This window comes from Pseudomonas graminis, from assembly GCF_001705435.1.
Taxonomy (GTDB): Bacteria; Pseudomonadota; Gammaproteobacteria; order Pseudomonadales; family Pseudomonadaceae; genus Aquipseudomonas; species Aquipseudomonas graminis_B.
This window is the reverse complement of the sequence record NZ_MDEN01000061.1, coordinates 164,240-177,193: the sequence shown is the minus strand read 5'-3', so window position 1 is coordinate 177,193 and position 12,954 is coordinate 164,240. Positions and strand designations below refer to the sequence as shown.

General features: G+C 62.4%; 12 protein-coding genes. 6 read left to right on the top strand and 6 right to left on the bottom strand.

Annotation, left to right across the window (positions count from 1 at the left end; genetic code table 11):
• Entirely contained in the window at positions 1–453 is a 453-nt protein-coding gene (locus BBI10_RS11485; protein WP_065988623.1) for a (2Fe-2S)-binding protein, read from the bottom strand.
• Positions 454–966: 513 nt separating this feature from the next.
• Between BBI10_RS11485 and BBI10_RS11480 the strand changes: the two genes are divergently transcribed.
• Positions 967–1,239, top strand: a complete 273-nt coding sequence (locus BBI10_RS11480; RefSeq protein WP_065988622.1) for a DUF2790 domain-containing protein — start codon at positions 967–969, stop codon at positions 1,237–1,239.
• Positions 1,240–1,415: 176 nt separating this feature from the next.
• Here the strand turns inward: BBI10_RS11480 and BBI10_RS11475 are convergent, their stop codons facing one another.
• Positions 1,416–2,315, bottom strand: coding sequence for a LysR family transcriptional regulator (locus BBI10_RS11475; protein ID WP_065988621.1), 900 nt, complete (start codon positions 2,313–2,315; stop codon positions 1,416–1,418).
• Positions 2,316–2,415: 100 nt separating this feature from the next.
• On the opposite strand from BBI10_RS11475, the gene BBI10_RS11470 reads away from it, so the two are divergent.
• Entirely contained in the window at positions 2,416–3,282 is an 867-nt protein-coding gene (locus tag BBI10_RS11470) for an aldo/keto reductase family oxidoreductase (RefSeq protein ID WP_065988620.1), read from the top strand.
• A 533-nt stretch (positions 3,283–3,815) separates the two neighbouring features.
• Here the strand turns inward: BBI10_RS11470 and yghU are convergent.
• Positions 3,816–4,655, bottom strand: a complete 840-nt coding sequence (yghU, locus tag BBI10_RS11465) for a glutathione-dependent disulfide-bond oxidoreductase (RefSeq protein WP_065988619.1) — start codon at positions 4,653–4,655, stop codon at positions 3,816–3,818.
• A 69-nt stretch (positions 4,656–4,724) separates the two neighbouring features.
• Positions 4,725–6,437, bottom strand: coding sequence for an amidase (locus BBI10_RS11460; protein ID WP_065988618.1), 1,713 nt, complete (start codon positions 6,435–6,437; stop codon positions 4,725–4,727).
• A gap of 590 nt (positions 6,438–7,027) precedes the next feature.
• On the opposite strand from BBI10_RS11460, the gene BBI10_RS11455 reads away from it, so the two are divergent.
• On the top strand, positions 7,028–7,915 hold the full coding sequence (locus BBI10_RS11455) for a DMT family transporter (protein ID WP_065988617.1): 888 nt from the start codon (positions 7,028–7,030) through the stop codon (positions 7,913–7,915).
• Positions 7,916–7,933: 18 nt separating this feature from the next.
• Here the strand turns inward: BBI10_RS11455 and BBI10_RS11450 are convergent, their stop codons facing one another.
• Positions 7,934–8,368, bottom strand: coding sequence for a GNAT family N-acetyltransferase (locus BBI10_RS11450; protein ID WP_065988616.1), 435 nt, complete (start codon positions 8,366–8,368; stop codon positions 7,934–7,936).
• A gap of 1,014 nt (positions 8,369–9,382) precedes the next feature.
• On the opposite strand from BBI10_RS11450, the gene BBI10_RS11445 reads away from it, so the two are divergent.
• The 3 genes from BBI10_RS11445 to BBI10_RS11435 all read left to right on the top strand — a co-directional run bounded on the left by BBI10_RS11445 (position 9,383) and on the right by BBI10_RS11435 (position 12,408).
• On the top strand, positions 9,383–10,114 hold the full coding sequence (locus BBI10_RS11445) for a GntR family transcriptional regulator (RefSeq protein WP_065988615.1): 732 nt from the start codon (positions 9,383–9,385) through the stop codon (positions 10,112–10,114).
• Positions 10,115–10,208: 94 nt separating this feature from the next.
• The gene (locus tag BBI10_RS11440) at positions 10,209–11,498 is read left to right on the top strand and encodes an MFS transporter (RefSeq protein ID WP_065988614.1); all 1,290 of its coding nucleotides are present in this window, start codon (positions 10,209–10,211) and stop codon (positions 11,496–11,498) included.
• Positions 11,499–11,553: 55 nt separating this feature from the next.
• Positions 11,554–12,408, top strand: a complete 855-nt coding sequence (locus BBI10_RS11435) for an amidohydrolase family protein (protein ID WP_065988613.1) — start codon at positions 11,554–11,556, stop codon at positions 12,406–12,408.
• A 31-nt stretch (positions 12,409–12,439) separates the two neighbouring features.
• On the opposite strand, the gene BBI10_RS11430 is transcribed toward BBI10_RS11435, so the two are convergent.
• On the bottom strand, positions 12,440–12,901 hold the full coding sequence (locus BBI10_RS11430; RefSeq protein WP_065988612.1) for an Hsp20 family protein: 462 nt from the start codon (positions 12,899–12,901) through the stop codon (positions 12,440–12,442).
• Positions 12,902–12,954: the final 53 nt, after the last annotated feature.

The window sequence follows — 12,954 nt, the reverse complement described above, 5'->3', positions numbered from 1 at the left end:
TCAGGCCTGGCTGACGCTTTTGATGGCGGCGCGAATGCGGGTGTAGGTGGCGCAGCGGCAAAGGTTGCCCGACATGGCGTTGACGATCTGCTCGTCGTTGGCTTTGGGGTGTTCCTGCAACAGCGCGACGGCCGACATGATCTGCCCCGGCTGGCAGTAGCCGCATTGCACGACTTCATGGTCCAGCCAGGCTTTCTGCACCGCCTGACCCACAGCCTGCTCGCCGACGGCTTCGATGGTCGTGACCTTGCGGCCCGCCACGGCGCTGACCGGCAGCACGCACGAGCGCACGGCCTGGCCGTCCAGGTGCACGGTGCACACGCCGCACTGGGCGATGCCGCAGCCGTACTTGGTGCCGGTCAGGCCCATCACGTCGCGCAGGACCCACAACAATGGCATGTCGTCGGCGACATCCAGGTCGTGCTCCTGGCCGTTAATCATCAATTTCTGCATTGCAACCTCAGAAGGTCATCACGGTTGACGCACTGCGTCACGAGCAGGGTCGTGAGGCGGCATCAAGGCTTCGGTTTGTTTGAAAATAGCGCCGTGCCAGTGGCCAGCGCTTTATAGAGGTCTGCCCGGACATCTTGGTGTCAGACGAGTCAGGGGGATGAATGGTAGTACGTTCATCATTGGAAATGTTTGATTGCGCGGAAAATATTTCTCAGGCGCCGTTGAATGACCCGCGACAACATGACGCGCTTCGGGAAAGTGCAGCGCCTGTATCTGCCGCACTCTAAAGGGTATTGGCGGAGCGTTCATCAGTGGTGCATAAAGTTATGGGTAACGGAATAGGCAAAGGACTATTACGGGAATTGATCTAATAACTATGCGCATCGATGGCGGTGATGGGCTTTATCAATTTTAAGTATTTATCATCGGCGCGGATCACGAACAGAATGGCCCCAGAAGCAAACGACAAGCGCTTTGCTTAATTACGACTGAATGCACTTCTGGAGAATGACCATGAAAGTATTAACCTTCGCCGCCCTGTCCCTTGTCAGTGTGTTCGCCGCTGCCGGCGAACGCCCGGCCACCCACCAGCAGCCCTCGACCCAGGTTGAACAATACAACCGTCACAAAGGCATCGACGTCGCTAAAGTGATCAGCATCAAAAACGCTCAGGACCCACAGAAAGTTGATGGCCCCGTGCAATCCACCATGGTGTATGTTGACCACGCCGGCGTGACCCACAGCCTTGACTACACCATCATGGGCTACGGTCGTCAAAATGGTTAATCGCCAGTGCCCTGGCGGCTTCAATTACAAACGCTATAAAAGAAACGCTGCATTGAATGCAGCGTTTTTTTTTTGCGTGATTATTGAGCTGGAACGTTCCGTTGTATCGTTCGCCATGAACGTGTTCCAGCCGCTTATTTATTTAAAGGCTCATTACGTGTTGGCGCCGATGAGGGTTACCCACGTCGCTGGATGAAGTCCAGAAATGCTCTCAGGGGTGATGGCACATAGCGCCGGCCGGGGTAATACAGAAACGGCCCGCTGAAACGCGGCCACCAGGGTTCGAGTACCGGTTCCAGTGCGCCGCTGTCGAGATGGGGGCGCAACCAGTCTTCGAACAACGAAACGATGCCCAGGCCGTCGATGGCGGTTTGCACGGAGAGGTCCACTGCGCCGCCAATACGCACGGTGAGTGGGCCGGTCGGGTCGACACGAACTTCTTCCCCGTCACGCTCGTATTCCCACAGTGGAATAGAACCGCTGGGGAATTTGCCGCGCAGGCAACTGTGGTTCAACAGATCACGCGGATGCTCGGGCCGGCCCCGGGCGTCGAGGTACGCCGGCGAGGCCGCCGTCGCGAAACGCTGAACGCGCGGGCCGATGGGCACGGCGATCATGTCCTGTTCCAGGCGGTCGTCGTAGCGGATGCCCGCGTCGCAGCCGGCGGCGAGCATGTCGACGAAGCTTTCCTCGGTGATCACTTCCATGCGGATGTCCGGGTGCGCTTGCAGGAACGGGGTGATGATTGCCGGGAGTATCAGGCGAGCGGCGCTGACCGGTACGTTAAGCCTGAGCGTGCCGGAAGGGCGGTCGCGAAAATCGTTGACCACGTCCAGCGCCGATTCGACTTCCCCGAGCGCCGGTACAATCCGCTCCATCAGCCGCGCGCCGGCTTCCGTCGGCACGACGCTGCGGGTGGTGCGGTTGAGCAAGCGCACGCCCAGCCTTGATTCCATGCGTCGAACCGCGTCGCTGAGGCTGGATGCCGACTTGCCACTCAGCCGTGCGCCTTCCCGAAAACCGCCCGCGTTGACCACGGCCACGAAGGCCAGTAAATCCTGAATGTCTGTTGCCATTGTCCGCTCACTCGTACAACCCGTGCCGATTGCACCTGATTATCAGCGCATCGGTCAACGCCTATAGTCGTCCTACATTCTTGATCACGAGGCGTTACCCATGAGCCAGGCCAGCAAGGCAGGACAGTTTTCATTCGGCGGTCGCACCGTCAACCGCATGGGCTACGGTGCCATGCAACTGGCCGGGCCGGGCGTTTACGGACCGCCGAAAGACCACGCGGCTGCAATCGCCGTGTTACGTGAAGCGCTGGCGGCCGGGGTCAACCATATCGACACTGCCGACTTCTATGGCCCCCATGTGACTAACCGCCTGATCCGCGAAGCCCTGCATCCTTATAGCGACGAGTTGCTGATCGTCACCAAGGTCGGCGCGTCGCGAGGCACCGACGCGTCATGGAACGCTGCCAACAGCCCGTCGGAGTTGGTGAGCGCGGTGCACGACAATCTGCGCAATCTCGGTGTCGAAGCGCTGCACGTGGTGAACTTCAGGGCGTGGGGCACCGGGCATTCCCCGGACCAGCAGTCGATTGCCGAGCAGTTCGGTGCGTTGGCCGAGTTGCAGCGTCAGGGGCTGATTCAGCACCTGGGCCTGAGCAACGTCAGCGCGAAACAGGTCACTGAAGCGCAGAGCATTGCCGAGGTGGTCTGCGTGCAAAACCACTACAACCTGGCCCACCGGGATGACGAGCAGTTGATCGCCGAACTCGGCAAGCAGGGCATCGCCTACGTGCCGTTCTTCCCGCTGGGCGGGTTCACGCCCTTGCAGTCGCAGACGCTGTCGGACGTCGCCACACGCCTCGACACCTCGCCGATGTGCGTGGCCCTGGCGTGGCTGCTGCAGCGTGCGCCCAACCTGCTGCTGATTCCGGGCACCTCGTCGGTGGCGCATCTTCACGAAAATCTAAGCGCCACCGAGCTGGTCATTCCGCCAGACATGCTCGCCGAACTCGACGGCCAGGGCGCCTGATTCATTATTGTCAGCAGGACCGGCTTTGGCCGGGAAGAGGCCGGTGTGAACACCCTCGGATTTGCAGCGTGACGACCGACGCCTTCCCGGCTGAAGCCGGTCCTACATCCAGCATACGCGGTGTATCTGGATGAATGCGGTGTCCTCGTGGGACTGGCTTTAGCAGGGAAGAGGCCGGTCCTACACCCAGCATACGCGGTGCCTCTGGCTGGATGCGGTGTCCTCGTAGGACCGGCTTTAGCCGGGAAGAGGCCGGTGTGAACACCCTCAGATTTGCAGCGTTACCACGCTGAGCAGGGTAGCGATCGGAAATCTTGAGCACGCCACATCCTTGTGGGAGCGAGCTTGCTCGCGAATGCAGTAGTAAAACACTGACGATTCAGCGGTTGGGACGGCCCCTTCGTGAGCAAGCTCACTCCCACAGGTTATTCGTCGCTCCAGACCGACGCTTTCCCGGCTGAAGCCGGTCCTGCAAAGAGCACGCGGTGCTCGCAGGGGACCGGTTCAACAGCCACTCACCGCCTGGATCTTCGTCAATCCAGGTCCGACGCATCATGCCGTTCCGGCACTTGGGTGGCTTCATCGCCCCAGGTCCGGTTGACCCGCATTCCGCGAATGACCGCTGGCCGTTGTGCAATGGTTTCGGCCCAGCGCTGCACGTGGGTGTATTCGTGAGCAGCAAGGAACTCGGCGGCGCCGTACACGGTGTTGCGCACCACTTGTCCGTACCACGACCACACGGCGATGTCGGCGATGGTGTAGCTATCACCGGCCAGGTAAGCGCTTTCGCTGAGGCGGCGATCAAGCACGTCCAACTGACGCTTGGCCTCCATGGTGAAGCGGTCGATCGCGTATTCGAACTTCTCCGGCGCGTACACATAGAAATGCCCGAAGCCGCCACCCAGATACGGCGCAGCGCCCATCTGCCAGAACAGCCAGTTCAGGGTTTGGGTGCGGCCGGCCAGGTCCTTGGGCAGCAATTCACCAAACTTTTCCGCCAGATACAGCAGGATCGAACCGGACTCGAACACGCGAAGGCCCGGCTCGACGCTGCGATCCAGCAGCGCAGGGATTTTCGAGTTGGGGTTGATGTCGACGAAGCCGCTGCCGAACTGATCCCCCTCATTGATACGGATCAGCCAGGCGTCGTATTCGGCGCCGCTGTGCCCGAGGGCGAGCAGCTCTTCCAGCAGGATCGTCACCTTGACGCCGTTGGGCGTGGCCAGTGAATACAGCTGCAACGGGTGCTTGCCGACCGGCAGGACTTTCTCATGGGTCGGCCCTGCAGTCGGACGGTTGATGCTGGCGAACTGGCCGCCGGAGGGCGCTTCGTGTTTCCACACGGTAGGCGGGACGTAGGGTGCCTTGCTCATTGAACACATCTCCTGAGGGTCAGTTTTGGCGTGACGGATCGAGGCGGAAAGCCCCGACCCACACGGTGATTAACGGGCGGAAGACAGCGGCGGCGTGCGCGGTGGAATCTGGCGCTTGCTGCCGATGGATTCGAAGGCTGAAGCGAAGCGCAGCAGGGCGGAATCGTCGTAAGCCCGGCCGGCAAAGGTAAGGCCCACGGGCACACCGATGTCGGCCATCACGCCCATCGGCACGGTGACGGTGGGCACGCCGAGGTGGCGGATCGCGAGGTTGCCGTTAGCGACCCAGACCCCGTTGCTCCAGGCGATGTCGGCCGAGGCCGGGTTGACATCGGCATCGGCTGGCGCGACGTCGGCCACGGTCGGAAACAGCACCGCATCCAGCCCAAGCTTCTGCATCCAGTCTTCGAGGTCAATGCGCCGGGTGTGTTCCAGTCCGCGCAGGCCGTCGGCCAGTGTGTCGATCTGCTCCCACGGCGTGATGCCACGCTCGGCCATCTTCACGTACTCGTCCATGCCCGCGGCGAGATCGCCCTCGCGGTTGGGCAGGGTCCCAGGGTCATGGGGGAAGATCAGCGGGCCGTTGACGTCGGCCAGGCGGTTCAGCTTCGGGTCGCCGTTGGCTTGCAGGAAATCATCGAAGGCCCAGGCAGTGAGGTCCCACAGTTCGTGATGCAGAAATGCCTTCGAGACGATGCCGCGGTTGTAAACCGTCGGCGCGCCGGGACGATCGCCTTCGCAATTGGAGACCAGCGGGAAGTCCACCTCGATCACTTCAGCGCCCTGGGCTTCGAGTGCCTGGCGCGCCTGTTCCCAGAGGACGATCACCGACGCGCGGGTGATGATGCGCTGGCCGGTGGGGCCGCCGATGCCTGGTGCTTCGGACGTCCCGGCTTCGGGGTCGGCATTGATGTACATGCGCGGCACGCCGAAGCGTTTGCCGGCCAGGGTTTGCGGGCTGGCGGCGAGCTCGGCGTAGGACGCCGGGCGTACCGAGTCGACCGAGGGAATCGGCACCCACGGCTGCAAGCGCCACAGGTCGCCGCGGGTGTCCGGGTCTTCGGCGACTACCACGTCCAGTACTTCAAGCAGGTCGGCCATGGTTCGGGCGAAGGGCACGACCACGTCCATGGTCGGCGTCAGGGGCCAGTTGCCGCGTACCGAAATCACCCCGCGCGACGGCGTGTAGGCGCACAAACCGTTGTTCGACGCAGGGCCACGGCCGCTCGACCAGGTTTCTTCGGCGAGCCCGAACGCCGCGAAACTCGCCGCCGTTGCAGTGCCGGCGCCGTTGGACGATCCGGATGCAAACGGTGCCGTCAGGAAGCCCGCGTTGTAGGGGCTTTCGGCGCGGCCATACACGCCACGCTGCATGCCGCCATTGGCCATCGGCGGCATGTTGGTCTTGCCCAGACAAATTGCGCCAGCGCCACGCAGTCGCTCGATGGTGAAGGCGTCGCGGTGGGCGACCAGTTCGGCAAACGCCGGGCTGCCCGACGCGGCCGTGAGGCCTTTAACCAGATAACTGTCTTTGGCGGTGTAGGGAATACCGTCCAGAGGCCCGAGGGTTTCGCCTCGCGCGCGACGGTCGTCGGACGCCTGGGCCTCTTCGATGGCCTGGGGATTGCGCACGACCACGGCGTTAAGCGCGGTGGCGGTGTCGGCGCCGTCGTAGGCGTCGATTCTGGCGAGGTAGGCCTGGACCAGCTCGACGGCGGTGGTCTGGCCGGCTTCAAGGGCCGCGCGCAGTTGCGCGATGGAGACTTCGGTGACTTCGATCATGGCTGCTCCGACCGTGAGAGGGCCAAGCGGCGGGCAACGGGACTGTCGAGCAGGCTTTCGAGCAGAGAGCAGGGGCGTCTCAGAAGAAGAGTGGGCATATCGCTTCCCGTTGCGCGGCAGGGCCGGGCTGGTTTGAAACCGACTGAGGCATGGCTGTGCAACGCAGGCTCAAGTCGGCAGGCGTATTCGTGAGACGCACATTATGCCTACGCCATGTGTTTGTCGCGAGGCTTGCGCTGGGGCGCTTCACCCGGGCCTTGCAGGAAGTTCGGCGGTCGCCGCACACGCGCTATGGCGAAAGGCTTACACGTCATCGGGCAATGTCTACCTGTACACCGAACCGCGACAAGCGCAATCTAAACACATCAACGGAGGCGCTGGATGTGCTTCTCAGGTCATGGATGATCCGCCATTTGCCGGGACGGCTGCTGACAGGATGTTGGAATGGTGTTGATAGAAAAGAACCCGCTCAGGCGGGTTTTTTATTGCCCTGGATAAAGTGGGCGGCGCTCTCAAGGCAAATTGCGCGGGGCGCCTGGGCCGACTTCTGTGGTTAACTCCTGCGCATCATTTTTGTGGCAGGCCTTGCAATGACTCCCCATCACAGCGCGCACCGGCAAGTCATCGGCATGTGGTTGATGGCGGGCGTGGCGCTGACGTTCGCCAGTCATGACGCGATTTCCAAGACGCTGATCTATTCCCTGCCGGTGATCTTCGTCGCGTGGGCCCGCTACCTCGTTCACTCAACCCTGGTGACCACCGTGCTGCTGCGCAACGGCGGCGCTAGAGTCTTCCACACCCGACGGCCCTGGCTGCACCTGCTGCGCGCGGTGGTGTTGCTCGCCGACAGCCTGTCTTTCCTGTTCGGCCTGACCCACGTCCCCATTGCCGAGTCTACGGCGCTGGTGTTCCTCGCACCGGCATTCGTTACGATCCTGTCGCCGCTGATCTTCGGCATCAAGGCGGATCGCTGGCAGTGGGGTTCGGTGGTGCTTGGCTTCATTGGCGTGCTGGTGATCATCAACCCGGCCAGCGATGCCTTCTCCCTGTGGATGCTGTTCCCCCTGGCCACCGCGCTGTTCTTCGCGCTGTATCAACTGCTCACGCAACTGGCGGGGGAGACGGACAGCCCGTCGGTGTGCAGCTTTTACGTCGGCGTTTTTTGCACCCTGATCCTCAGCGCGATTGTGCCATTCTACTGGGCCGATCCCGATTGGCTGCAGTTGGGCTTGCTGCTCGTGCTCGGCGGTCTGGGTTTGTGCGCCCACTTTCTGATGGCCAAGTCCTATCGCTATGCGTCCTCGTCGGTGCTTGCACCGCTGGGTTACCTGCAAATCATCTTCGCAGTGGCTTACGGGATTCTGCTGTTCGGCAACTACCCGGGCACCGCCTCGATGTTTGGCATCGGGCTGGTCTTCCTCAGCGGCCTGATGGTGTACGCCAGACGCCAACCCGTGGCGCCTGCGAGCCAGCTCTGATCAGGTATTAAGAGGGCGTCAGGCGTTTTCATTGCCGGGACGGGTGAAGGAAAAGCGGTGGATATCGACCCGCAGCTGCCAGCCCTGATTCGCCCAATAGGTTGCCGCCGCCGGGTTGGTCTTGAGCACGTCGATGTGGCATTTGTGAATGCCTTCCGCCTCCAGGCTGACCAGGCAGCGCTCGACCAGTGTCTGCCCGATTCCCTGCCGCCGATACTCAGGCAGCACCAGCAAATGCTGCAAATACCCGCGCCGACCGTCATGCCCCGACATGACACAGCCGCAGATGCGCGAATCTTCCTCTGCGACGAAGCTCAATCCGGGGTTGCGCAGCAGATACCGCTCGGTGGACTCGCGGGAGTCGGCGTCACGCAAGGAGATACCCGGCGTGTCACGCATGAGTTGGGTGATGGCGTCGTAATCGTCCAGGGTCATGGGGCGGATGATGGGCATGGCTGGCGCCTGAAGTGGAGAGAGGGCAGGGAGCGTAGCAGCGCGATTGGTGGGGTGTCATGTCAGCCGCAGGGTGACGCGGAGCGTCACAGGATGCATTCCCACGCGGAGCACGGGAACGATCGGACATCTTGTGACGCTCATCCCGGCCTCTTCCCGGCAGAAGCCGGTCCCACTAACAGCAGCGGGTGCATTCAGTGAAAGCGGTGGAGACCCCCGACCGTAGGACCGGCTTTAGCCGGGAAGCTTTTGATCTGCTCTTGATCTTGATCTTCCTACACAGCCAGCCCAGACACCGTCAATCGCGACTTGGGTGCAGGCCGAACGCAGACGACGGGGAGTGGGCCGAGCGGCATGGATGCCGCGAGCGCGCCGCCAGGACATGGATGTCCGTTCGGCGCGGGCCCACGGAGCGTCGTCGGAGTGAGGGAACCCGACGAAGTCGGGCCAAACCGAGAGCAGGCACTTTTGGTTACTTTTAGTGCTTTTTAAAAGTAACTCGCCGAAGGCGAAACGATCTGCCGTTAGGCAGATGCTCTTGATCTTGACGTGAGTGCGGACTCATCTGATCTGTATTTATAAGCCGTACCTGAATCTGTGCTGAAACAGCTGTACCCCTCAAAATCACTCCAACCCCGGCCGACCGATCGAGCCCGACCGGACGCTATCACCCGGCTCGAATCCACTGTACCCCCTGCTCACATTGGAGACCCCATGGCCAAGCTCGCCATCTTCCTGTTCGGCTTTCTCGCCCTGACCCTCATGATCGGTGCCCTGGCAACCATCTCCCCCACCTGATTGAGCCACTGGATCTGCCCACACCCGATCCTCCCCGCTGCACCCCACCCTAACGGCAGACCGACCTCTGCCGTTTTTGCGTACCCACCAAAAACGCACTACGCCGCCATTCATCCGCCAACCCCCATTGCTTCCCTTGACGGCCATTTGCAACGGGACAATACTCAGCGCAGATTCATATAGATGACTACATAACTACAACAGCGAAGGGCCTCCATGAACCGACTCTCCAGCGATGTCCGCTTGCCGCTTTACCAACGCCTGCGCGACCAGCTCGCCGAACAGATCGCCAACAACCGCTGGCGGCCGGGCGAGGCCATTCCCACCGAAGCTGCGCTGTCCAGCGAGTACTGCCTGTCCACTGGCACGGTGCGCAAAGCCATCGACATGCTGGTCAACGAAAACATCCTCGAGCGCCAACAGGGCCGGGGCACCTTCATTCGCCGGCCACAGTTCCAGTCCTCGCTGTTCCGCTTCTTCCGCTTTCAAAGCGTTTCCGGCGAACGCCAGGTGCCCGAAAGCCGCATCCTCTCCATCGAAGCCGTCACCGCGCCCTCGGCCGTTTCCCAGGCCCTTGGTCTGCCGCTGGATGCGCCGGTGATTCGCCTGATCCGCCTGCGTCTGCTCGACGCTCAGCCCGTGCTCGCCGAAGAAATCTGGCTGCCCCAGGTGCAATTTCAGACCCTGCTGGAAATCGACCTCAGCCGCCAGGGCCCGCTGCTCTATCCGATCTACGAAGAGCAATGCGGCCAGGTGGTGGCCTACGCCGAAGAAACCCTGACCGCCGAAGCCCTCAGCGAGACCCACGCCCGTTTGCTGCAGGTGCCGGTCAACAGCCCGGTGGTGGTGATCGAGCGTCTGGCGCGCAACTACGCCGGCGAGCCGCTGGAATGGCGCCGTTCACGCGGCCATGCCAGCCACTTCCGCTACAGCGTCGACATCCGCTGACCCGCGCCGTCGAGTGCCAACAGCTGCCCCCGAGCCCGTCACGCAGAACGGGCACTGCAACACCTGCCGCTCCACCCCCATAAGGACAAAAACCATGTTCAACTGGTATCGCCACGTCACCCCTCGGGAGCGCAAAACGTTCTGGGCCTGCTTCGGCGGGTGGTCGCTGGACGCCCTGGAAGTCCAGATGTTCGGCCTGGCGATCCCGGCGCTGATCGCCGCCTTCGCGTTGACCAAGGGTGACGCCGGCCTGATCAGTGGCGTGACGCTGATCACCTCGGCCCTCGGCGGCTGGGTCGGTGGCACGCTGTCCGACCGCTACGGCCGGGTGCGCACGCTGCAGTGGATGATCCTCTGGTTCTCGTTCTTCACCTTTCTGTCAGCGTTCGTGACCGGCTTCAGCTCGCTGCTGATCGTCAAGGCGTTGCAGGGCTTCGGCATCGGTGGCGAGTGGGCCGCAGGCGCCGTATTGATGGCCGAGACCATCAATCCGAAATACCGCGGCAAGGTCATGGGCACCGTGCAGAGCGCCTGGGCGGTGGGCTGGGGCCTGGCCGTCGGCGTGTTTACCCTGATCTATTCTTTTGTGCCTCAGGACATGGCCTGGCGGGTGATGTTTCTGGTCGGCCTGCTGCCGTCGCTGCTGATCATCTGGGTGCGGCGCAACGTCGAGGAGCCGGACAGCTTCCAGCGCCTGCAAAAAGACAACGCCATCCCCCAGAGCTTTTTCACGTCACTGGCCGGCATCTTCCGCCCGGAACTGATCCGCGTGACGCTGCTGGGCGGCTTGCTCGGCCTCGGCGCCCACGGCGGATACCACGCGGTGATGACCTGGCTGCCGACGTTCCTGAAAACCGAACGCAACCTCTCGGTGCTCAACTCCGGCGGCTACCTGGCGGTGATCATCGTGGCGTTCTGGTGCGGCTGCATCGCCAGCGGCTTTCTCATCGACCGCATCGGCCGTCGTCTGAACATCGTGCTGTTCGCCCTGTGCTGCGTGATCACCGTGCAGTGCTACGTATTCCTCCCGCTGACCAACACGCAGATGCTGTTCCTGGGTTTCCCGCTGGGCTTCTTTGCCGCCGGCATCCCGGCCAGCCTCGGCGCGCTGTTCAACGAGCTTTATCCGGCTGACGTGCGCGGGGCAGGGGTGGGCTTCTGCTACAACTTCGGCCGCGTGCTGTCGTCGGTCTTCCCGTTTCTGGTGGGCCACATGAGCGAATCGATGTCGCTGGGTTCGGCCATCGGCATCGACGCCGGGATCGCCTATGGCGTCGCCGTGATTGCCGCGTTGTGCCTGCCAGAAACCCGCGGTCGCAGCCTGGAAGCCAGCCCCATGGCCGGCGCCGCCGCAGAGACACGCAGCGAAACCGCCCGCGCCTGAGTTTTCCTTCCGCGCGCCGCCTGTTGCGTCGCGCACCTTTTGACAGATGAGATCCATGTCCGACCTTTTTTCCGCGCTTCCTCCGTCCATCCTTGGTATCGACGGTCACGCACACATATTCAGCAGGAAGCTGGACCTGGCATCGGCACGACGCTATTCACCCGACTACGACGCCACGCTGGCGATGTACCGACATCAACTTGATCAGCACGGCCTCAGCCATGGCGTGCTGGTGCAACCGAGTTTTCTCGGCACCGATAACCGCTACTTGCTCGACGCCCTTCAGCAGGCGCCGGGTCAACTGCGCGGTGTGGTGGTGGTCGAGCGTGACATCAGCCGCGCCGCGTTGGACGAGATGGATCGGCTGGGCGTCGTCGGCGTGCGTCTGAACCTGATGGGCAAGGCGCTGCCGGACTTTTCCGAGCCGCAGTGGCAGGTGTTTTTCGGGCACATCGCAGCCCTCGGCTGGCACGTTGAAGTGCACCGCCACGTCGCCGATATGCCGGCGCTGCTGGCCGGGCTGATGCCCTTCGGGATGAAGATCGTGATCGACCACTTCGGCCGGCCTGATGCCCGACTGGGCCTCGAACAGCCCGGCTTTCGCCAGATGCTGGAGCTGGGCCGCAGCGGTCAACTGTGGATGAAGGTGTCGGGCATTTACCGGCTGGAAGGCAGCGCCCGGGAAAACCTCGATTTCGCCCGTGCCGCGCTGCCGTTATTGATCGATGCGTTCGGCAGGCAGCGGCTGGTCTGGGGCAGTGACTGGCCGCACACTCAGCATGAACACGCGGTGAGCTATGGCTCGGTGGTCGAGCAGTTGCAGGCCCTGGGCTGCACCGCGCAATTGATGCGCTCGCTGCTGATCGAGGCGCCCCGGGTGCTGTTTGATTTCGCGCTGATCCAAGCCTGATCCAGAGAAATCAGGCGGTATATCAACGTGATCAAGGCCGGCTGATGTGCGGCCGGTCGGGATCATCCCCCGGGCTGTGGATACTGATCCGTCTCGCCTTGGCCCCTTGGGGTTCGACGCGCAGCAGGAAGACGATCAGCAAACCATTCTTGAACGTCGCACCCTGTACCTCGATGTGATCGGCCAGATGGAAGACCAGCCGGAACGGGCCGTGGGCGATGCCTTGATGCAGGTAGGTCACGCCGCCGTCGGTGTGCGCCTCACCCCCGCAAACCGTGAGGACATTTCTTTCCAGGGTCAGGTCAAGGTCGGCAGCGGCGAGCCCGGCCGTGGCAATCACGATCCGGTAATGATCGGTGCCGTATCGTTCGACGTTGTGAGGGGGGCCGCTGGCGTTGATTTCGCTGTGCAGCGCAGACTCGAAAAAATCATTGAAGCGATCAAAGCCCACTGATTGCCGGAACAGCGGGGCCAGTGAAGCGGTGGTGGCCATGCCAAAATCTCCTGGATGTTGCCACGGTGATCAAAACGCCGGTCGACGCCGGC

Bases quoted from the DNA above. Each gene is read 5' to 3' on its own strand.
- BBI10_RS11440 (WP_065988614.1), top strand. From the start codon at position 10,209: ATGTTCAACTGGTATCGCCACGTCACCCCTCGGGAGCGCAAAACGTTC.
- yghU (WP_065988619.1), bottom strand. From the start codon at position 4,655: ATGAGCAAGGCACCCTACGTCCCGCCTACCGTGTGGAAACACGAAGCG.
- BBI10_RS11475 (WP_065988621.1), bottom strand. From the start codon at position 2,315: ATGGCAACAGACATTCAGGATTTACTGGCCTTCGTGGCCGTGGTCAAC.
- BBI10_RS11460 (WP_065988618.1), bottom strand. From the start codon at position 6,437: ATGATCGAAGTCACCGAAGTCTCCATCGCGCAACTGCGCGCGGCCCTT.
- BBI10_RS11450 (WP_065988616.1), bottom strand. From the start codon at position 8,368: ATGCCCATCATCCGCCCCATGACCCTGGACGATTACGACGCCATCACC.
- BBI10_RS11455 (WP_065988617.1), top strand. From the start codon at position 7,028: ATGACTCCCCATCACAGCGCGCACCGGCAAGTCATCGGCATGTGGTTG.
- BBI10_RS11480 (WP_065988622.1), top strand. From the start codon at position 967: ATGAAAGTATTAACCTTCGCCGCCCTGTCCCTTGTCAGTGTGTTCGCC.
- BBI10_RS11470 (WP_065988620.1), top strand. From the start codon at position 2,416: ATGAGCCAGGCCAGCAAGGCAGGACAGTTTTCATTCGGCGGTCGCACC.
- BBI10_RS11435 (WP_065988613.1), top strand. From the start codon at position 11,554: ATGTCCGACCTTTTTTCCGCGCTTCCTCCGTCCATCCTTGGTATCGAC.
- BBI10_RS11430 (WP_065988612.1), bottom strand. From the start codon at position 12,901: ATGGCCACCACCGCTTCACTGGCCCCGCTGTTCCGGCAATCAGTGGGC.
- BBI10_RS11445 (WP_065988615.1), top strand. From the start codon at position 9,383: ATGAACCGACTCTCCAGCGATGTCCGCTTGCCGCTTTACCAACGCCTG.
- BBI10_RS11485 (WP_065988623.1), bottom strand. From the start codon at position 453: ATGCAGAAATTGATGATTAACGGCCAGGAGCACGACCTGGATGTCGCC.